Source organism: Actinomycetospora lemnae, from assembly GCF_028737315.1.
In the GTDB taxonomy this organism is placed as follows: Bacteria; Actinomycetota; Actinomycetes; order Mycobacteriales; family Pseudonocardiaceae; genus Actinomycetospora; species Actinomycetospora lemnae.
This window is the reverse complement of sequence record NZ_JAQZAO010000010.1, coordinates 200358-219218: the sequence shown is the minus strand read 5'-3', so window position 1 is coordinate 219218 and position 18861 is coordinate 200358. Positions and strand designations below refer to the sequence as shown.

Here is an 18861-nt window from a genome sequence, read left to right as displayed (position 1 = left end):
ACTCCGCCCGCGACGGAGGTGGCGGCCGCCGAGGTGGCGGGCCGGATCCTCGGCGTGGACGTCGAGCGCGCGGCGGACTCGCACGAGATGAGCCTGGTCTACCCGGACGGCCACCGTGCCGCGTTCGAGGTGGCCGCCCTCGGCGAGGGGGAGGAGCTCGTCCTGGGGCACCCGCCCGGTGACACCGACATGCACTGGACCGCGCCGGCGTGCTGGTGGTGGCAGGTGGGGGTCAACGACGTGCGCCGGTTGCGCCGAGTACGGGAGATCTTCCCGGTCGTGGCCCGCGTGTGTGAGGCACACGGGGTCCCCAGCCCTCGCCACCTCCCCGCGCCCCTGATCTCGGCGGTGCCCGACCTGCACTGGCTGGTGCACACCGACCCCGCACAGCTGCTCGGTCACCCCGACTCACGGGACCACCCCGCCACGGTGACCCTGCGTCCCGGCAGCGCGGCGGACCAGGCGATGAGCAGTGTGGTGCCCGCGCTGCGGGATGCGCTGGCGGGTGGACCGGCGGCCCGGGCGTTGCGCGCCGTCCAGCGGCGCCGTGCCGCGGGGGAGTGCCAGCTCTACCTGACGGTCGGCTGTACCGGTCTCGCGCCGGAGGCGTTCGAGTCCCTCGTCAGGGCCGACGGTGTCCCACCCGTCCCCCCGCCCGACGGGTACCGGCTCTCGCACCTCTGGCTGGCCCCGATCCTGGGGCACGCCGTGTTCCTGTGGACCCACGACCGCGGTTGGAGCAGGCACGGTCCCGCTGTCCCGACCCCGGGGTGACCACCGACCTGCCCCCTTTCCCTCGGCGACACGTCCGCGACGGTGACGGGCGAGGGGCGCTTGCTCGTGGTCCGCCGGGCCGGGGCCCGACCGCCCTTGGTCCCGCCGGGGTGAGCCGCGCCGACGGTCTTGCCGCTCGGATGCCGATGTGTCGCGGCGGCGCTGATGTGACGGTGGTGGGCGCACGTCGATCCCGGTGGCCCGGTGGACCGCGCTGGTCCCCGCACCTCGTGCGACTCCACCCGGGGACCGATCTCACCCCCAGCACGACGAATCGAGGCAGAGGACGATGAGCGACAACCCTTCCCGTGTCACGGCGCCGCCGGAGCGTCGCGCGGTGCCGAGCGCACCGTCACGCCGGTCCATCGCCAGCTTCCGGAACTACGCCGATGCCGAGCAGGCCGTCGACGCCCTGTCCGACCGCGGCTTCCCCGTCCATCGGGTCGCCATCGTGGGGCGTGACCTCGAAGTCGTCGAGCAGGTCACCGGGCGCCTGGACTATCCCCGGGCCGCCCTGCGTGGGGCGGCCGGCGGCGCCGTCACCGGCGCACTGATCGGGTGGCTCTTCGGGCTGCTCAGCTGGATCATCCCGGTGATCGGCTGGCTCCTGCTCATGGTGTACGGGCTCGTCTTCGGAGCGATCGTCGGCGCCCTGCTCGGGCTGCTGGTCCACGCCATGCAGGGAGGACGGCGCGACTTCTCCTCCGCCACGGCCATGCGCCCCCGGACGTACGAGCTGATGGTCGACGAGGACGTGGCCGCCGACGCCGTCCACATCCTGGGATGGGACCGTTGACGGCCAGGGCGGTGGGCGTCGACCTCGACACCACGAACGGCGAGCCGTCCGGGACCCCCGACGCCGAGGGCGGGCGGATGACTCCGTCGCCTGTCGCGAGGGAGAGGTTGCGGTGCGGAGCCGCGCTCGAGACCCTCGCCGAGGTGATCGGCGCCGAACACCGCGACGAGCCGACCATCGCGATGCGGGCCTACGCCGGCAACGGCCTCGCGGTCGCGGTCGGTGGCGTCGTCGACTCGGGGATGCTGGACCGCCTGCGGGCCCTGAGCGACGATCCCCGTCTCGCCGGCCCGTCCGGTGGCGAGCTGGTCCTGGACCTCTCCCAGGTCCAGCACTCCGTCCCGGGACTGACCACCGTCCTCGACCAGCTCTGTCGACGCCGCGCTCGTGAGGGCTGCCGCGTGGAGCTGCGGTCCCCGCCCTCGTCCCTGGCCGACGAGCTCGAGGGGGCCACCCTGACCGAGGCCTTCACCATCTTCGACGCCGTCCACCGAGCGCCTCCGTGGGCCGCCTATCTCTCCCCGGGCGCAGGAGGGCGGCCGGGGAGGTCGCCTGGCGGCGACGCCTCGATGGCGCCGTCCAGCGCCGCGTCGAGGCTGGGGTAGATCTCGAACAAGGTCTCGTCGAGGAGGGCCCGGGCCGTCTCGGGTGCCCCCGGGTCCCGGACGACGCGGAGGTCGATGTCCGCCTCGCCGGCCTCGTAGGCCAGATCGCGGAGCGCGCTGGAGGCGGCGGCAGGTTCGGCGACGCGGACGGCCGTGAGGTCGACCACGAGCGGATCCGCGGAGCGTGCGAGCAGGGCTCTGGCCTCGCGCCGCAGCTCAGCCGCAGCCGTCGCGTCGAGGGTGGCACCAGCGCTGAGCACGCGGGCGCCTCCCGGCGAGTCCGCGCCGGTGGGACGAGGGTCGACCAGGTCATCATCGTGCTTCATGGAGCAGGGATCCTCAGAGCGTCATCGAGGGCCCGTCGTGGGCGCGGTGGTCGTGTCGCGGTCGGTGGTCATGGCTCGCTCTCGCGCCGTCGAGGTCGGGGGCGGGGGGAGGCCGGGCGTTGTCGGTGACGCCACCGAGACTCGTTCAACAGGCGGGTCGTGGTCGATCCGGTGACGGCAACGGGCGGCCGTTGGGCGATGGGCGGGGCTGGGGTCAGTGGTGCTGCAGGGTGGTGGCCGGGGGGTGGCCGTAGACCTGGCGGTAGGTCTGGGAGAAGCGGCTCAGGTGGCTGAAGCCCCAGCGGTGTGCGGTGGCGGCGACGGTGGTGTCGTGGGGGGTGGCGGCGCGCAGCTCGGTGTGGGCGTGGTGGAGCCGGACGAGTCGTAGGTAGGCCATGGGGGTGGTGTCGAGGTGGCGGCGGAAGCCGTCGTGCAGGGTGCGGGTGGAGGCGCCGGCGAGGTGGGCGAGGCTGGTGGGGGTGAACGGCGCGGTGGGGTCGTTGCGGATGGCCTCGACGGCGCGGCGTACCGGTGTCTGGCTCCAGCACCGTGTCGGGCGTTGGAGCGTGTCGCGCCAGCGGTGTCCGGCCGTGTGGACGAGGCCGGTGATCACGGCGTCGTGCAGGGGTGCGGCGATCATGGGGTGGGTCAGCACGCTCGGGGTGGTGCGGGCCTCGTGGCACAGGAGTCGGATCAGCCGGTCCCAGCGTCGGCCCGGGGGGCTGTGCAGGTCGAGGTGTGGTGCCAGCACCGGGTCCGGTGGCACGGGATGACCGAGCTGTTCTTCGAGGGCCTCGTTGACGGCGCGGCGGTCGACGCGTACGGCGTAGGAGCCGTAGTCGTCGCTGGTGGTCATGGCGACCGGGCCGATGGGGTGGTAGACCGCGCCTCGGCCGGGGGCGACGTCCAGCTGGTGGTGGCGGTGGCGGGCGTGCATCGAGCCCGAGGCGGGGTAGTTGACGTAGTAGCTGTCCTCGAGGTCGGTCATGCCGATCTGGAGCCCGGAGCTGATGTGGGCGAACCCGACGGCCAGGGCTCCGAGGACGACGCCGTCGAAGCGGAAGTCGTAGCTGGCCTTCCGATCGACGAGATCCATCGATGTCGTGAAGAAGTCCTGCCCCACGGCCGCCTTCGCACCATCGAGGTCGTGCTCGCGGAACGAGAAGAACGTTGCAGGCCCCATCGCCACCGGACCACCCTACGGTCGCCGCCGTCGATGAGCTGCTGTCGGTCCGCCTCATCACGGGCGAGGCGCCGTACGCAGGTGCCGACCGGGTGCGCGCAGACCGACGATTGACCGGTCGTCGAGGACCAGAGCACCATCGCCGCACGTCCTGCCCCCCTCGCCGGACCGTCGCGGTGCTCCCGCCCGCGGCGACGTGGAGCGCGGGGCGTGGGGAGGCGGGGTGGTCGTGGCGGAGCAGGCCGAACGGATCCGCGCCCTGCGGGAGCAGTTGTCGAGCATGACGACCGTCTTCGCGCTCGCCGTGCGGCTGTTCGACAGCACCGACGAGGACGAGATCCTCGAGCTGGTCGGCCGTTCGGTGGCCGCTTTCGGTGATCTGCGTGCCCACGGCGTCTACCTCGACCGTGACGGTGGGGCCCGCGCCGGCGACCGCCATCCGGCCCTGCGGGAGCAGGTGGCCGAGCTCCCGGGCAGCGGTGGCCCGGTCACGGTTCCCGGGGAACCGTGGTCGTGGGCCTACCCCCTCCGTACGTCGGGCAGCCCTGGTGGCTACCTGGTGGTCTCGTCCGACGAATCGCCCTCGGCCGACCGGCGATACATCCTCGCGACGCTCGCGCAGCAGGCCGGCGCGGCCCTGCAGAGCGCCACGCTCCACCACGCCGAGCGCGACCAGGCACGAGAGCTCCACGAGCGGGGTCTCGAGCTGACCGTGGTGAACCGCAGGCTCACCGCGACGGTGGCGGATCTCGAGCAGCACAGCCGCATCCACGAAGTCCTGGCGGAGGTGGCGGCGCGGGGATCGGGTGAGGAGGGGCTCGCCGAGGCACTGCACGGACTGACGGGCTTGCCCGTCGCCGTCGAGGACCCGTTCGGCAACCTCCGTGCCTGGGGCGGGCCCGGGCGCCCGACCCGCCCCGCGAGGCCGGCGGCGCGCCAGCGGACCGAGCTGCTGGCCGACATCCGCCGCCGTGGTCGCCCGATGCGCCATCGGGATCGGCTCATCGCCGTGGCCCAGCCACGGGACGAGGTCCTCGGTGTCGTCGCTCTGATCGACCCGGAGCAGCGCGCCGCGGAGATCGAGCTCTTCGCCCTCCAGCACGGCGCGGTCGTCCTGGCGATGGAGCTCACCCACCAGCGCGGACTGGCCGAGACCGAGCTGCGGCTGCGGCGCGATCTCGTCGACGACCTGCTGGCCGGCACGGACGACGACAGCGCACTGCTGCGCGCCACCGCCCTCGGCCACGACCTCACCCGCCCGCACCGGGTCGCGGTCGTCCGGTGGTGCGGTGCTTCCGACGAGGCGCTGGCCCGAGCCGTCGAGCAGATCGTGGGACACATGACGGCGGACGGCGTGCTCGTCACCCAGCGCAGCGAGAACATCGTGCTGATCGCGGCCTGCCCGGACGAAGCAGAGGCCGGGTCCCGGTGGAACGCGCTGTACCAGTTGGTCGCGAAGACCACGCGCTCACCGGACGGCGCGGTCGGGGTGGGTCGCGCCTGCGGCGCCCCCTCGGATCTGCCCCGGTCCTACCGGGAGGCGATGCGCGCGGTGCGGATCCGCCAGGAGTCGACGACGCCGCACGGAACGACGATGTTCGAGGAGCTGGGCATCTACCGGCTCCTCAGCGACCGGAACGCCTCGACCGAGATCGATGAGTTCATCCGGGAGTGGCTCGGACGACTGATCGACTACGACGCGGACACCCGGTCCGATCTCGTCACCACGCTCTGGCTCTACTACGAGTGCGGTGGGAACTACGACGCCACCGCACAGGCCCTCAGGATCCACCGCAGCACCCTCCGCTACCGGCTGCGGCGCATCAGCGAGCTGAGCGGCCACGATCTCCGCGACGTCGACACCCGGCTCAACCTGCACATCGCCACGCGGGCATGGCACATCATGGGGCGCTAGGCGTCGTCGGCGAGCGCCTCGTCCAGCCATGCCCGCAGGGCCGGGGCCGGCGCCGCGCCGGCCTGGCGCGCGACGACGTCGCCGTCGCGCAGGACGAGCAGGGTGGGGACCGCCATGGTCTCGAAGCGCCGAGCGAGCCCCGGGCTGGCGTCGACGTCGACCTTCACGAGCTTGATCCGGCCGGCCCGCTCCGTGGCGAGCTGCTCCAGGGCAGGGCTCACCATGCGACAGGGCCCGCACCAGGTGGCCCACAGGTCGACCAGCACCGGCACCGGCGACCGCTCGGCGACCTCGCCGAAGTCGGCATCGCCCGCCTCGGCGATCCACGGCAGGTGCGCGTGGCAGTTGCCGCACCTCGGCCGCCCGGCGTCCACGGCCGGCACCCGGTTGCGCTTCCCGCAGTTCGGGCAGGTCACCACCGTGCTGCGGTCCGTCCCGGCCGTCATACCGGCACCACCACCTGCTCCGCGCGGGTCGGGGCGTCGTGGGTGACGACGAGCCGACCGTCGCGGACGTCGACGTCGATCGTCGACCCGTCGACGACCTCCCCCGCCACGAGCGCTCTCGCCACGCGGGTCTCGACCTCCCGGGCGATGAACCGGCGCAGCGGCCGCGCCCCGTACACCGGGTCGTAGCCCTCCCGGGCGACGAACTCCCGCGCCGCGTCGGTCACGCTCAGCTCGATGCGGCGCTCGGCGAGGCGGGCCCGCAGCTCGTCGAGCATCAGGTCGACGATCTCGGTGATCTGGTCGGGGGCCAGTGGGGTGAACAGGACGGTGTCGTCGACCCGGTTGAGGAACTCGGGACGGAAGTGCGCGCGCAGCTGGGCCATCACCAGCTCGCGCGCGTCGTCCTTGAGCTCGCCGCTCGTGGTCACGCCGTCGATGAGGTACTGCGACCCGATGTTGGAGGTCATGATGACGACGGCGTTGCGGAAGTTCACCGTCCGGCCCTGCGCATCGGTGAGGCGACCGTCGTCGAGCACCTGCAGCAGCGTGTTGAAGACGTCGGGGTGGGCCTTCTCGATCTCGTCGAACAGCACGACGGCGTAGGGCCGCCGCCGGACCGCCTCGGTGAGCTGGCCGCCCTCGTCGTGGCCGACGTACCCGGGCGGGGCCCCCACCAGCCGCGACACGGTGTGCCGCTCCTGGTACTCGCTCATGTCGATGCGGATCATGTTGTCCTCGGAGTCGAACAGGGCCGACGCGAGCGTCTTGGCCAGCTCGGTCTTCCCGACGCCGGTGGGCCCGAGGAAGATGAACGAACCGGTCGGGCGCCGTGGGTCCTTGATCCCGGAGCGGGCCCGCAGGATCGCGTCGGACACCGAGCGGACCGCCTCCTCCTGACCGACCACCCGATTGTGCAGGATCGTCTCCAGCCGCAGCAGCTTCTCCCGCTCGCCCTCCGTGACCTGGCTGACGGGGATGCCGGTCCAGGAGGACACGATGGCGGCGATCTCCTCCGCGGTGACCTCCTCGCGCAACAGGCGACGACCGCCCTGCTTCGTCGCGAGGTGCTCCTCCTCGGCGGCCAGTCTGCGCTCCAGCTCGACGAGCCGCCCGTAGCGCAGCTCGGCGGCGCGGTTGAGGTCGTAGGCGCGTTCGGCCTCCTCGGCCTCGTGGCGGACCTGCTCCAGCTCCGCCCGCAGCTCCTGGACGCGCTTGATGGCCTGCCGCTCGGCCTCCCACTGGGCGCGCATGGCGTCGGCCTCGGCGCGCAGGTCGGCCAGCTCGCGACGCAGCTCTCCCAGCCGGGTCGCGCTCGCCGCGTCCACCTCCTGGGCCAGCGCCGCCTCCTCGATCTCCAGCCGGGTGACCCGACGGCTGATCCCGTCCAGCTCCGCCGGCATCGAGTCGATCTCGGTGCGGAGCCGGGCGCACGCCTCGTCGACGAGGTCGATCGCCTTGTCCGGGAGGAACCGCTCGGTCAGGTAGCGGTCCGAGAGCCTCGCGGCGGCCACCAGCGCGCCGTCCTGGATCCGCACCCCGTGGAACACCTGCAGCCGCTCGCGCAGGCCACGCAGGATCGACACGGTGTCCTCGATGGTCGGCTGGTCGACGTGGACCGGCTGGAAGCGGCGCTCCAGCGCGGCGTCCGTCTCGACGTGCTTGCGGTACTCGTCGAGCGTGGTGGCGCCGATCATGTGCAGTTCGCCGCGGGCGAGCATGGGCTTGAGCATGTTGCTCGCGTCCATCGAGCCCTCGGCGGCGCCGGCTCCGACGACGGTGTGCATCTCGTCGACGAACAGCAGGACTCGGCCGTCGGCGGCCTTGATCTCCGCGAGCACGGCCTGCAGCCGCTCCTCGAACTCGCCGCGGTACTTCGCGCCGGCGATGAGCAGACCCATGTCCAGGGCGAAGATCGTCCGGTCGGTGAGGCCCTCGGGGACGTCGCCGTGCGCGATCCGCTGCGCGAGCCCCTCGACGATGGCGGTCTTCCCCACGCCCGGATCGCCGATCAGCACCGGGTTGTTCTTCGACTTGCGGGAGAGGATCTGGATCACCCGGCGGACCTCGGTGTCGCGTCCGATGACCGGGTCCATCCGGCCCGTCCTCGCGATGGCGACGAGGTCCTGGCCGTACTTGGTGAGCGCCTCGTAGGTGCCCTCCGGGCTCGCCGAGGTGACTCGCTGGTTGCCGCGGATGGTCGTGAGCTCGGCGAGGATGCGGTCGCGGGTGACCCCGTGCCGGGCGAGGAGACGCCCCGCCCCCGTCCGTTCGCCCTCGTCGGCGAGCGCGACCAGCAGGTGCTCGACGGAGACGTACTCGTCCTTGAGCCGAGCAGCCTCGCGTTCGGCCGCCTCCAGCACGCGTGCCAGGGCCTGCGTGACCGAGACCTGGCCCGGGGATGCCGCCGGGCGGGTCGTCCTCGGCTTGCGCTCCAGCGCCGCCTCGACGTCCCCGCGCAGCCGTGCCACCTCGGTGCCCATCCCGGTGAGCAGGCGGGGCACCAGGCCGTCGGGCTGCTCCAGCAGCGCCAGCAGCACGTGCTCGCCGTCGACCTCGGTGTTGCCGGCCCGGGTGGCGATGTCCTGGGCGGCGGACAACGCCTGCTGCGACCGTTGGGTGAGTCGGTTCAGATCCATCAGCTGCTCCGTTCCCGCAGTTGGCGTTCCAGCTCCTGGATGCGGTCGAGCAGTTCGCAGACCAGCCCGATCGCGGCGTAGTTGAGCCCGAGCCCCCGCCGCAGGCGCTCGATGCGAGCGACGTCGGCGAGCTGGCCCGGCGGGAACCGCAGCTCGCCGCCGGGATCCCGCACGGCCTGGACGAGCCCGAGGGCGACGAAGCGTCGCAGCAGCTCGGGATGCACCCCGCTGCGCCGGCAGAACTCCTCCCGGCTCAACCGCCGCTGGGGCCCGGCCGTCGGCGGCCGGCGCACCGGCAGGTAGTGGACCGTCATGCGTTCTCCACCTCTCGTCACGGCTGGCCTCGTCGTGTGTCGCGGCGGGGGTCGAAGTCGGAGACCTCGGCCAGGCGGGCGAAGAGGTCCCGCTCGGCGTCGGTCGGCCGGGGCGGGACCATGACCTCGACCTCGGCGAACAGGTCCCCCGGTGCCCCCCGCGGGTTCGGCATGCCCTGCCCCCGCAGGCGCAGGCGGCGCCCGGTCGACGAGCCCGGCGGGACCTCGACCTTCGTCCCGCCCGCGGGCGTCGGGACCGGCACGCTCCCGCCCAGCGCGGCCTCCCACGCAGCGAGCGGCAGGTCGACACTGATGTCGCGGCCGGACACCCGGAACAGGGGGTGCGGGAGGAGCCGGGTGACCATGTAGAGGTCGCCCGGATCCCCGCCGCCGACCCCGCGCCCGCCCTCACCGGCCAGCCGGATGCGCTGCCCGTCGGTCACGCCCGGCGGGATCGTCACCGTGTAGCTGCGCGGGCCGTCCGTCCCGGTCAGCGTCACCTGTCGGGGGCCGCCGCGGAACGCCTCCTCCACCGTCAGGGGCAGCTCCACCTCCTGGTCGGCCCCGGCGATCGGCCCGGAGCGCGCGCGCCCACGGCCGAACATGCCGCCGAGGAGATCCTCGAGGTCGATCCCCCCGCCGAGGTCGTCGAAGTCCGCGGAGCTGACACCCGACGCCGGGCCGTAGCGCGGCCCACCACGTGCGCGGCCGCCGACCCCGGCACCGACGGTCTGCTCCCAGTCGTCGGGGACCTTGCGGAAGTCCTCCCCGAAGCGGTCGTACTTGCGGCGCTCCTCGGGGTCGGACAGGACCCGGTAGGCCTCGTTGATCTCCTTGAACCGCTCCTCGGCCGCCGGGTCACGGTTGATGTCGGGATGGTTGGCGCGGGCCAGCCGGCGGAAGGCCTGCTGGATCTCCTCGCTCCCCGCGTCGCGGGACACGTCCAGCACGTCGTAGAAGTCGCGGGCCATCTCCTCTCACCCCTCCGCCGTCCCGGTGACGGTCACCGCAGCCGGGCGCAGCTGCTGTTCCGGGGTGCCGTAGCCGGGCCGGACCACGTCCACGACGCGTCCGGCGCGCTGGTCGTCCCCGGGCGCGACGACGCCCACCACCTCGTGGCGGGCCGGGTCGAACGGCACGCCGGAGTCGTCCTGGCGGGGGTAGCCCAGGGCCGCGAGGATCGCTGCCGCCTGCTCGCGGACGGCCCGGACCCCTTCCACGATGGCGCCCGGGTCGGCCTGCGCGTGCTGCAGCGCCAGGTCGAGGTTGTCCAGCACCGGGAGGAACGCCGCGGCCACCCGCTCGCGCTCGTCCGCACGTCCCTCCACGAGCGCGCGGGCGTGACGCTTGCGCAGGTTCTCGGTGTCCGCGACGGCCCGCCGCCAGCGGTCCTCCAGCTCGCCGACGGAGGGACGGGGCCGGGTGTCCGGCCCGTCCGCCCCGACGGCACCACCGGTGGCGTCGCCCCCGGAAGGGCCTCCTCCTTCGTCCTCGGGCCGGTTCGGGTCCGGTGCGGGCCTCCCGTCTGCTCCGTCGCGGACGTCCTCGGCAGCGTCGGCCGGAGGTGTCGTCGGTCCCGGGTCGCGCCCGGGGGTCTGAGGGGTCATCGGATCCGGCTCAGGTGCGATCGAACTGGGCGTCGATCACGTCGTCGTCGCTCCCGCCACCATCCGCCGACCCCCCGGTGGCGCCGGGTGGAGCACCGTCCGGCGAGCCGGTGCCCCGACCGGACGATGCGGCCTGGAGCCCACCGAGCACGCCCTGCAGCTCGTGGGCCAGCTCCTCGACCCGGGTCCGCGGCGCCTGCTCCTCGACCGCGGTGCGGGCGTCGGTCACCAGCATCTCGGCCCGTGCCCGCTCGTGCGCCGGTGCGGACTCGCCGAGCTCGTCGAGCAGGCGCTGCACCTGGTGAGCGAGTGCGTCGAGAGCGTTGCGGGCGTCGACCTCCTGCCGGAGCTCCTGATCGGAGGCCCGGTTCCGCTGCGCCTCGGAGACCATGCGGTCGACCTCGGCCTGATCGAGGTTGGAGCTCTCGGAGATGGTGATCCCCTGCTCCGCGCCGGTGTCGCGGTCCCGCGCGGTGACGTTGAGGATGCCGTTGGCGTCGACGTCCAGCGTGACCTCGACCTGCGGCTCGCCGCGTGGCGCCGGCCGGATGTCGCCGAGCTGGAAGCGGCCGAGCACGCGGTTGTCCGCGGCGCGCTCCCGCTCGCCCTGCAGCACCACCACGTCGACCGCCGGCTGGTTGTCCGCGGCGGTGGAGAACGTCTCGCTGCCGCGCGCAGGGATCGTGGTGTTGCGCTCCATGATCTTCGTCATGACCCCGCCCTGGGTCTCCACCCCCAGGGAGAGCGGCGTGACGTCGAGCAGCAGCACGTCGGACACGTCACCGGTGAGCACCCCCGCCTGGGTGCCCGCGCCGTCGGCGACCACCTCGTCGGGGTTCACGCTCATGTTCGCGTCCTTGCCGCCGGCGAGCCGGCGCACCACGGCCTGCACGGCGGGGATCCGGGTGGAGCCGCCCACGAGGATGACCTCGTCGATGTCGTCGGCCGTGACCTTCGCGTCGGCCATCGCCCGCTTCACCGGTTCGAGCGTGCGGTCGACGAGATCCGCGGTGAGCCGCTCGAACGTCGAGCGCATCACGGTCGTGGTGAGGTGCTTGGGCCCGGTCGCGTCGGCGGTCACGAACGGCAGGTTGATCTGGGTCTGGGTGACCGAGCTCAGCTCGACCTTCGCCTTCTCGGCCGCCTCGTACAGCCGCTGCAGGGCCTGGGGGTCGTTGCGCAGGTCGATGCCGTGCTCCGACATGAACCCGTCCGCGAGGTGGTCGACGATGCGGCGGTCGAAGTCGTCGCCGCCCAGATGGGTGTCACCGGACGTGGCGCGCACCTCGACGACGCCGTCCCCGACGTCGAGGATGCTGACGTCGAACGTCCCGCCGCCCAGGTCGAACACCAGGACCGTCTCGTGCTGGCGCTTGTCCAGCCCGTAGGCCAACGCCGCGGCGGTCGGCTCGTTGATGATCCGGAGGACGTCGAGTCCGGCGATCCGCCCGGCGTCGCGGGTCGCCGTGCGCTGGGCGTCGTTGAAGTAGGCCGGGACCGTGATGACGACCTTGTCGACCTTCTCTCCCAGCTGCCGGCCCGCGTCGTCGGCGAGCTTGCGCAGGATCATCGCGCTGATCTCCTCCGGGGCGTACATCTTGTCCCGGACCTTGACCCGCGCGTTGCCGTTCTCGTCGGCCACCACCTCGTAGGTGACCTGGGCGGCCTCCTCCTGCACCTCGTCGAAACGGCGCCCGATGAACCGCTTCACCGAGTAGACCGTGCCCTGGGGGTTGAGGATCGCCTGCCGTCGGGCGAGCTGCCCGACCAGACGTTCCCCGCCCTCGGTGAACGCGACCACCGACGGAGTGGTTCGTGCTCCCTCGGCGTTCAGGACCACCTCGGACGCACCGCCTTCCCAGGCGGCGATCACCGAGTTCGTGGTTCCGAGGTCGATACCCGCGGCGCGTGCCATCTCACTGCCTCCTGTGTCGGTGTCGGATCAGCGGGAGCCGGCGCCGACGGCGCTCTCCTCGGACTGCCGGCTCCCCTCGGACTGCTGGCTCCCCTCGGGGAGGCCGTCCTGGCCGGTGCTGCCCTCGACGGTCGAGGCCACGGGGATCTTGCGGGGCTTGGTCGCCGGGTTGACGGGGATCCGCAGGGTCAGGACGCCGGTGTCGACCTCGGCCGACAACCCCGACGGATCGAGGTTCTCGCCGAGGAACAGGTGGCGGGCGAAGACGCCGTACGGCCGCTCGTCGACGATCACCTCGTCGCCCTCCGCCCGCTGCGGAACGCGGTTGGCGGCGATGCTCACGACGTTGCGCTCCACGCTGATGTCGACGTCCTCGCGCCGGACGCCGGGCAGGTCGAGGAACACGAGGAACTCGTCACCGCGGCGCAATGCCTCCATCGGCATGCCGCGTGCGGCGCGTGCTCCGGTGGCGAGGGCCTGCTCGGCGAGCCGGTCGAACTCCCGGAAAGGGTCGAATCGCATGAGTGCCATGGAGGGCCTCCAACCTGCGCGGTGGCGCTCGGTGTGAGCCTCGGCGGCTGCCGGGCGATCTCACGGTGCGCCCAGCCCGTCCCGCGTCGAACCGGTCCCGTGGGCGCAAACTCGCGGCGTCGGCTGGGCCCGCGAGGTCAGCCGCCGCCGAGCGAGGCCCCCGGGAGCCGCGCGGCGCCCGAGGCCCGGGTCGCCGGCCAGGGGCGCGCCACGGCGCGGTCGGGGACGGCGGACCGACCCATCGGGTCCACCAGGCCCTCCGCGATTGCCTCTGCCGGACCGGTTCACCCGGCGGCGGACGAGTGTGACGGTGAGGGCGCGGGTCGGGGTGAGCCGGCGCGGCCCGCGACCCCAGCTCGGACCTCCAGGAGCCCCTCGTGACACATCTGCGCTCCGGGTCGCGCCGCGGGCCCGACCCGCTGACGTACCCGACCTCGACAGGACCGACGTCGGAGCGGGGTGGCCGCTGATGACCGCCCCACGCGGCGTGGCCACCGACCCGCACATCCCCTGGATCCGCGACGTGGGTCCCGGCCCTGACGCGTGCGAGGAGTGCCTGCGGATGGGCACGCCCTGGGTCCACCTGCGGCAGTGCCTGACGTGCGGGCACGTCGGGTGCTGCGACTCCTCGCCGATGCGCCACGCCCGCGCCCACGCGGGCGTCATCGGGCACCCGATCGTGCGTTCGGCGCAGCCCGGCGAGCACTGGCGCTGGTGCTATGTGGACGAAGCGTTCGCATGAACTCCGAGACGACCGTCGCCGACGGCGTGGAGCGTCTGCTCGCCACGGCACCGCCCGGCGAGACCCCCGACCTCACGGGTGCCCACCCCCGGCTGTCCGAGGACCGGATCCGGGTCCTGGACCAGTACGGGTCGCGCCGGCGGACCCACCGCGGGGAGGTGCTCGTCACCGAGGGAAGCCCCGAGGAGTCCTTCCTCGTGGTGCTGTCGGGCCGGGTCGCCGTCGTCGAAGGGCTCGGTACCCCCGCGGAGCGGCTCGTCCGCGTCCACGGAGCCGGACGGTTCCTCGGGGAGCTCGGCCTGCTGACCGGTGAGGTCGCCTTCTTCTCGACGGTCGTGCTGGAGCCCGGTGAGCTGCTCGAGGTCCCCGCCGACCGCCTGCGGGACGTCCTGGTCCGCGACCAGGCCTTCGGTGACGAGGTCCTGCGCGCGTACCTGACACGGCGCACGCTCGCGATCGGCGAAGGGCTGGGCTTCCGCATCGTCGGGTCCCGGTACTCCCCGGACACCCGCAGGCTGCGTGAGTTCGCGGCCCGCAACCGGCTCCCGCACCGGTTCGTCGACGTCGAGGCCGACGTCGAGGCCGAGGCCCTGCTGCGCGGGCTCGGGATCACGGCGGCGGAGACCCCCGTCGTGCTCTGGCGCGACCGTGTGCTGCGCAACCCCGACACCGCCGAGCTCGCCACGCTGGTCGGGCGGCGTCCCGACCGGCCCACGACCCGGCTGTGCGATCTCCTCGTGGTCGGGGCCGGGCCCGCCGGCCTCGCCGCCGCCGTCTACGCGGCCTCGGAGGGACTGGAGACCCAGATCCTCGACGCCGTCGCCACCGGCGGCCAGGCCGCACGGTCGTCGCGCATCGAGAACTATCTCGGCTTCCCGGCCGGGATCTCCGGCGCCGAGCTCGCCGAGCGCGCTGAGGTACAGGCGCGGAAGTTCGGCGCGACGGCGACCGTGCCCGCCGATGCGGTGACACTCGACGTCACGGGGCCGCACACCACGGTCCGGCTGGCCGACGGGGACGCCATCCCCACGCGCACCCTCGTGGTCGCGACCGGGGCCCGCTATCGCCGGTTGCCGGTACCGCGGCTCGAGGAGTTCGAGCAGACCAGCGTCTACTACGCCGCGACCCTCGTCGAGGCCCAGCTGTGCGTGGACGACCCGGTCGTGGTCGTGGGCGGCGGGAACTCGGCCGGCCAGGCCACGCTCTTCCTCGCCGACCACGCCCGGTCGGTCCGACTGGTCGCGCGCGAGCACTCCCTCGACGAGTACATGTCGCGCTACCTGGCCGACCGGATTCAGCGCGACCCCCGCATCGAGGTCCGTCTGCACTCCGAGGTGCGCGGTCTGGAGGGCGAGGACGGCCGCCTCGAGGCGGTGGTCGTGGAGGACACCACGAGTGGCGAGCGCGCGGAGCTGCCCGCCCGCGAGCTCATGGTGTTCATCGGCGCCAGCCCGTGCACCGGCTGGCTCGCCGGGGCGGTCGCGCTCGACGACGGCGGCTACGTCCGCACCGGCCGCGCCCTCGCGCACCCGGACGACGACGGCGGGGACGGGGGAGCGACGGAGTCCACGCCGACGACGCTGGAGACCGACGTCCCCGGCGTGTTCGCGGCGGGCGACGTGCGCAGCGGGTCGATCAAGCGCGTCGCGTCCGCGGTCGGCGAGGGCGCCATGGCGGTCCGCCTCGCGCACGAGTACCTGTCCCGGGTCACCAGCAGGAGCTGACATGTCTGTCCCGTCCGGTGTCCCGGTGTTCCAGCGTCTCTTCCGCTCGGTGGGACACGTCAAGGTCGATCGGAACGACGTGAAGCGTTTCCGTGCCTTCGTCGACGACATGATCGACGACATCGCGATCACCGGTCGCAACGCCGCCACGTGGAACGGCCGAGACGTGATCGCACCCCAGGACCTCCCCATCACGAAGGGGGTCCAGGAGCGGATGCGGGAGTTCGACGAGCTCGAGGAGGCCGGCGAGATCCGTGGCCTGCTCGCGCAGTCCGTGCGTCGCCCACCCGCCGACGTGACCTTCTCGGAGGAGACCGAGGACATGTTGGTCGAGCTCTTCGGCGCTCTCGCCGTCGCCCTCGCGCGGACCTTCCGCGCGGTCGACCCCGAGGTCGTCAACCCCGGGACGGACCACTGGGAGCGGGTCACCACGATCTTCCGGCAGGTGTTCTGACGCCGCCGCCCGGGCGTCCCCGGTGCGTGGGACGACGTCAGGTGTCGTCCGGGCGACGGGCGTCGGGCACCTCGAGGGGTGCGGGATGGGTCCGGTCCGGATCACCCGGGGGAGGGGGGACCGGGCCGGACCCATCCCGTCGTGACCGCCGGTCGCCGGGGGGCGACGACCGTTCGGCCAGGTCGGGGAGTCCACCGAGGGCAGGTGCAGACCGTCGAGGCCGGGGTCGGGGGTGGCCGGTCCTGGTCGGTGTCCTGGTCGGTGGACGCCACGGAGACTCGTTCAGTGGGCGGGTCGTGGTCGATCCGGTGACGGCAACCGGCGGCCGTTGGGCGATGGACGGGGTGGGGCTGGGGGTCTGTGCTGGGGGTGGCCGGGCGTCGGTCGTGCCCGATCTGGAGCCCGGAGCTGATGTGGCGACCCGATGGCCAGGGCTCCGAGGACGACGCGCGTCAGCAGCTTGCCCGGCACCTGACCCGCGCCGGCGGGCGGTGCTACCGGTTGCGCGGGTCGCTGCCCGGCAGGTGCTCCTGTCCGGTGGCCCCTGCGGCGCTCTCGCCGATGCTCGGGGCGCCGCTGCCGGTGTGCGCCTCCATCCGCAGACGATCGGCCATGTGCGGGTAGTGCAGCTCGAACGCCGGGCGCTCGGAACGGATGCGCGGCAGCTCGGTGAAGTTGTGCCGCGGCGGCGGGCACGAGGTGGCCCACTCCAGCGAGTTGCCGTGACCCCACGGGTCGTCGACCTCCACCGGCCGGCCGAAGCGGTAGCTGTGGAACACGTTCCAGAGGAAGGGCAGCGTCGAGGCGCCCAGGATGAACGCGCCGATCGAGGAGATCGTGTTCAGCGTGGTGAAGTCGTCGGTGGCCAGGTAGTCGGCGTAGCGGCGCGGCATGCCCTCGTTGCCCAGCCAGTGCTGCACCAGGAACGTCAGGTGGAACCCGATGAAGGTCAGCCAGAAGTGGACCTTGCCGATGCGCTCGTCCATCATCCGGCCGGTCATCTTCGGGAACCAGAAGTAGATGCCGGCGTAGGTGGCGAACACGATCGTGCCGAACAGCACGTAGTGGAAGTGCGCCACGACGAAGTAGCTGTCGTTGAGGTGGAAGTCCAGTGGCGGGCTGGCGAGCAGGACGCCGGTGAGACCGCCCAGGAGGAACGTCACCAGGAAGCCGACGGAGAACAGCATCGGTGTCTCGAAGGTGAGCTGGCCGCGCCACATGGTGCCGATCCAGTTGAAGAACTTGATGCCGGTCGGCACGGCGATGAGGTAGGTCGTGAAGGCGAAGAAGCCCAGCAGCACGGCCCCGGTGGCGTACATGTGGTGGGCCCAGACCGCGACCGAGAGCGCGCCGATGGCGATGGTCGCGAAGACCAGGGTCTTGTAGCCGAAGACGGGCTTGCGGCTGAACACCGGGAAGATCTCGGTGACGATGCCGAAGAAGGGCAGCGCGACGATGTAGACCTCGGGGTGGCCGAAGAACCAGAACAGGTGCTGCCACAGGATGGCGCCGCCGTTCTCCGGGTCGTAGATGTGCGCGCCGAGGCGCCGGTCGGCCTCCAGCGCCAGCAGCGCCGCCGCGAGGATCGGGAACGCCGTGAGGACCAGGAACATCGTGACGAGGATGTTCCAGGTGAAGATGGGCATCCGGAACATCGTCATGCCCGGGGCGCGCATGCAGGCGATGGTCGTCACGAAGTTGACCGCGCCGAGGATCGTGCCCAACCCGGACACGACGAGCCCGACTGCCCACAGGTCCTGCCCGAGCCGGGGCGTGTAGGGGATGTCCGAGAGCGGGGTGTACGCGTACCACCCCGCGGACGCGGCGCCGTCCGGGGTGACGAAGCCGGAGATGACGATGAGGCCGCCGAAGAGGAACAGCCAGTACGAGAAGGCGTTCAACCGCGGGAACGCGACGTCCGGGGCCCCGATCTGCAGCGGCACGATGTAGTTGGCGAACCCGAACAGGATCGGCGTCGCGTAGAGCAGCAGCATGATCGTGCCGTGCATGGTGAACAGCTGGTTGTACTGGTCCACCGACAGGATCTGCAGCCCCGGCTGCGCCAGCTCGGCGCGCATCAGCAGCGCCATGAGCCCGCCGATCAGGAAGAACCCGAACGACGTGATCAGGTACAGGATCGCGATGTCCTTCGGGTCGGTCGTCGACAGCATCCGGATCAGGCCCGCGCCCGGCCGTGCGCGGCGCGGAGGATGTGGTGGGGTGACGATCGGCGCGGGCGCGACGGTGCTCATCGCCCGACGGTGCGGCGCCGCCGGCCGGAGGTCATCGCCCTGGCCGGTGGAGCCTGCCCCCGCGTCTCGTCCTGTCGGGCCGAGCGCGCGCCGTCCTCGAGCCGACCAGACGACATCCACCCCGCGGTCGACCAGCAACCCGACCGACCTCGTCTCTCCGTGACCGTGCGGGGTGACCGGAGCCCGGGTCTCGGTCCGCCCGGTCGAGCATCTCGACCGGGCGCGACCGGGAAACTGCAGCGATTCGTCCCGCTCGGTGTCGAAGTCGGGGCGGCCCGTTCGTCGAGGAGGTGAGAGCACACCGACCCGCGGAGGGAGCCGACCATGACCACGACGACGCACGAGCTGCTCAGCCACCGGGACCGCGCGGTCCTGCGCGCGGTGGCGGGCGGACGCTGCCGGCGCTCCGGCGAGATCGGCACACCGCTGCTCGTCGACGGCGTCTACTGCGCCGACCAGCTCGTCGGTCACCGCCTCGCCGCCGCCGGGCTCATCGCCGACGGGTCCGGCCCCGGCGTCCCGACGATCACCGACAGCGGCCGCGCGGTCCTCGCGGCCGCGTAGCGCGACATCGTCCCATCGCTCGCGACGACCTGCTCCGGGTGACGGTCCGTCGCGCCCGAGGGTGGATGTCCCGC

Annotated in this window: 17 protein-coding genes; 8 read left to right on the top strand and 9 right to left on the bottom strand. The window is 72.7% G+C overall.

Annotated elements, in window-relative coordinates; all coding sequences use genetic code 11:
* The first annotated feature begins 18 nt into the window (after nt 1-18).
* The 3 genes from PGB27_RS22420 to PGB27_RS22410 all read left to right on the top strand — a co-directional run bounded on the left by PGB27_RS22420 (nt 19) and on the right by PGB27_RS22410 (nt 2175).
* Nucleotides 19-774 (top strand): hypothetical protein, encoded by a 756-nt coding sequence (locus PGB27_RS22420; RefSeq protein WP_274202640.1) that lies wholly within the window; start codon nt 19-21, stop codon nt 772-774.
* Between the two features lie 289 nt (nt 775-1063).
* Complete coding sequence (locus PGB27_RS22415; RefSeq protein ID WP_274202639.1) at nt 1064-1570, top strand: general stress protein; 507 nt, start codon at nt 1064-1066, stop codon at nt 1568-1570.
* A gap of 143 nt (nt 1571-1713) precedes the next feature.
* Nucleotides 1714-2175 (top strand): STAS domain-containing protein, encoded by a 462-nt coding sequence (locus PGB27_RS22410; RefSeq protein WP_274202638.1) that lies wholly within the window; start codon nt 1714-1716, stop codon nt 2173-2175.
* Nucleotides 2176-2715: 540 nt separating this feature from the next.
* On the opposite strand, the gene PGB27_RS22405 is transcribed toward PGB27_RS22410, so the two are convergent.
* Nucleotides 2716-3684 (bottom strand): AraC family transcriptional regulator, encoded by a 969-nt coding sequence (locus PGB27_RS22405; RefSeq protein WP_274202637.1) that lies wholly within the window; start codon nt 3682-3684, stop codon nt 2716-2718.
* A 223-nt stretch (nt 3685-3907) separates the two neighbouring features.
* On the opposite strand from PGB27_RS22405, the gene PGB27_RS22400 reads away from it, so the two are divergent.
* Nucleotides 3908-5599, top strand: a complete 1692-nt coding sequence (locus PGB27_RS22400; protein ID WP_274202636.1) for a PucR family transcriptional regulator — start codon at nt 3908-3910, stop codon at nt 5597-5599.
* Here PGB27_RS22400 and trxA read toward each other — a convergent pair.
* Genes trxA through PGB27_RS22365 form a run of 7 tightly spaced genes read right to left on the bottom strand, consistent with a single transcriptional unit; the run spans nt 5596 to nt 13042 of the window.
* Nucleotides 5596-6045, bottom strand: a complete 450-nt coding sequence (gene trxA, locus PGB27_RS22395) for a thioredoxin (protein WP_274202635.1) — start codon at nt 6043-6045, stop codon at nt 5596-5598. The genes PGB27_RS22400 and trxA overlap by 4 nt on opposite strands.
* Entirely contained in the window at nt 6042-8684 is a 2643-nt protein-coding gene (gene clpB, locus PGB27_RS22390; RefSeq protein WP_274202634.1) for an ATP-dependent chaperone ClpB, read from the bottom strand. Before clpB ends, trxA begins: the two co-directional genes overlap by 4 nt.
* Entirely contained in the window at nt 8684-8998 is a 315-nt protein-coding gene (locus PGB27_RS22385) for a chaperone modulator CbpM (RefSeq protein WP_274202633.1), read from the bottom strand. The genes clpB and PGB27_RS22385 overlap by 1 nt, the downstream gene beginning before the upstream one ends.
* A 17-nt stretch (nt 8999-9015) precedes the next feature.
* Nucleotides 9016-9969 carry a J domain-containing protein gene (locus PGB27_RS22380; RefSeq protein WP_274202632.1) on the bottom strand — a complete coding sequence of 318 codons (954 nt, stop codon included), beginning with the start codon at nt 9967-9969 and terminating at the stop codon, nt 9016-9018.
* A gap of 6 nt (nt 9970-9975) precedes the next feature.
* Nucleotides 9976-10605 carry a nucleotide exchange factor GrpE gene (locus PGB27_RS22375; RefSeq protein ID WP_274202631.1) on the bottom strand — a complete coding sequence of 210 codons (630 nt, stop codon included), beginning with the start codon at nt 10603-10605 and terminating at the stop codon, nt 9976-9978.
* Nucleotides 10606-10615: 10 nt separating this feature from the next.
* Nucleotides 10616-12520, bottom strand: a complete 1905-nt coding sequence (gene dnaK, locus PGB27_RS22370) for a molecular chaperone DnaK (protein ID WP_274202630.1) — start codon at nt 12518-12520, stop codon at nt 10616-10618.
* A 27-nt stretch (nt 12521-12547) separates the two neighbouring features.
* Nucleotides 12548-13042: an Hsp20/alpha crystallin family protein gene (locus tag PGB27_RS22365; protein WP_332843861.1), complete on the bottom strand. Its 495-nt coding sequence runs from the start codon at nt 13040-13042 to the stop codon at nt 12548-12550.
* A gap of 478 nt (nt 13043-13520) precedes the next feature.
* Here PGB27_RS22365 and PGB27_RS22360 point away from each other — a divergent pair, with 478 nt between their 5' ends.
* The 3 genes from PGB27_RS22360 to PGB27_RS22350 are packed head-to-tail and all read left to right on the top strand — an operon-like array spanning nt 13521 to nt 15971.
* Nucleotides 13521-13793: a UBP-type zinc finger domain-containing protein gene (locus PGB27_RS22360; protein WP_274202628.1), complete on the top strand. Its 273-nt coding sequence runs from the start codon at nt 13521-13523 to the stop codon at nt 13791-13793.
* Complete coding sequence (locus PGB27_RS22355; RefSeq protein ID WP_274202627.1) at nt 13790-15517, top strand: FAD-dependent oxidoreductase; 1728 nt, start codon at nt 13790-13792, stop codon at nt 15515-15517. The genes PGB27_RS22360 and PGB27_RS22355 overlap by 4 nt, the downstream gene beginning before the upstream one ends.
* Nucleotide 15518: 1 nt before the next feature.
* Entirely contained in the window at nt 15519-15971 is a 453-nt protein-coding gene (locus tag PGB27_RS22350) for a DUF1931 family protein (protein ID WP_274202626.1), read from the top strand.
* A gap of 494 nt (nt 15972-16465) precedes the next feature.
* Here the strand turns inward: PGB27_RS22350 and ctaD are convergent, their stop codons facing one another.
* Nucleotides 16466-18223, bottom strand: a complete 1758-nt coding sequence (gene ctaD, locus PGB27_RS22345; RefSeq protein WP_274202625.1) for an aa3-type cytochrome oxidase subunit I — start codon at nt 18221-18223, stop codon at nt 16466-16468.
* Nucleotides 18224-18547: 324 nt separating this feature from the next.
* Between ctaD and PGB27_RS22340 the strand changes: the two genes are divergently transcribed.
* Entirely contained in the window at nt 18548-18787 is a 240-nt protein-coding gene (locus PGB27_RS22340) for a hypothetical protein (RefSeq protein WP_274202624.1), read from the top strand.
* Nucleotides 18788-18861: the final 74 nt, after the last annotated feature.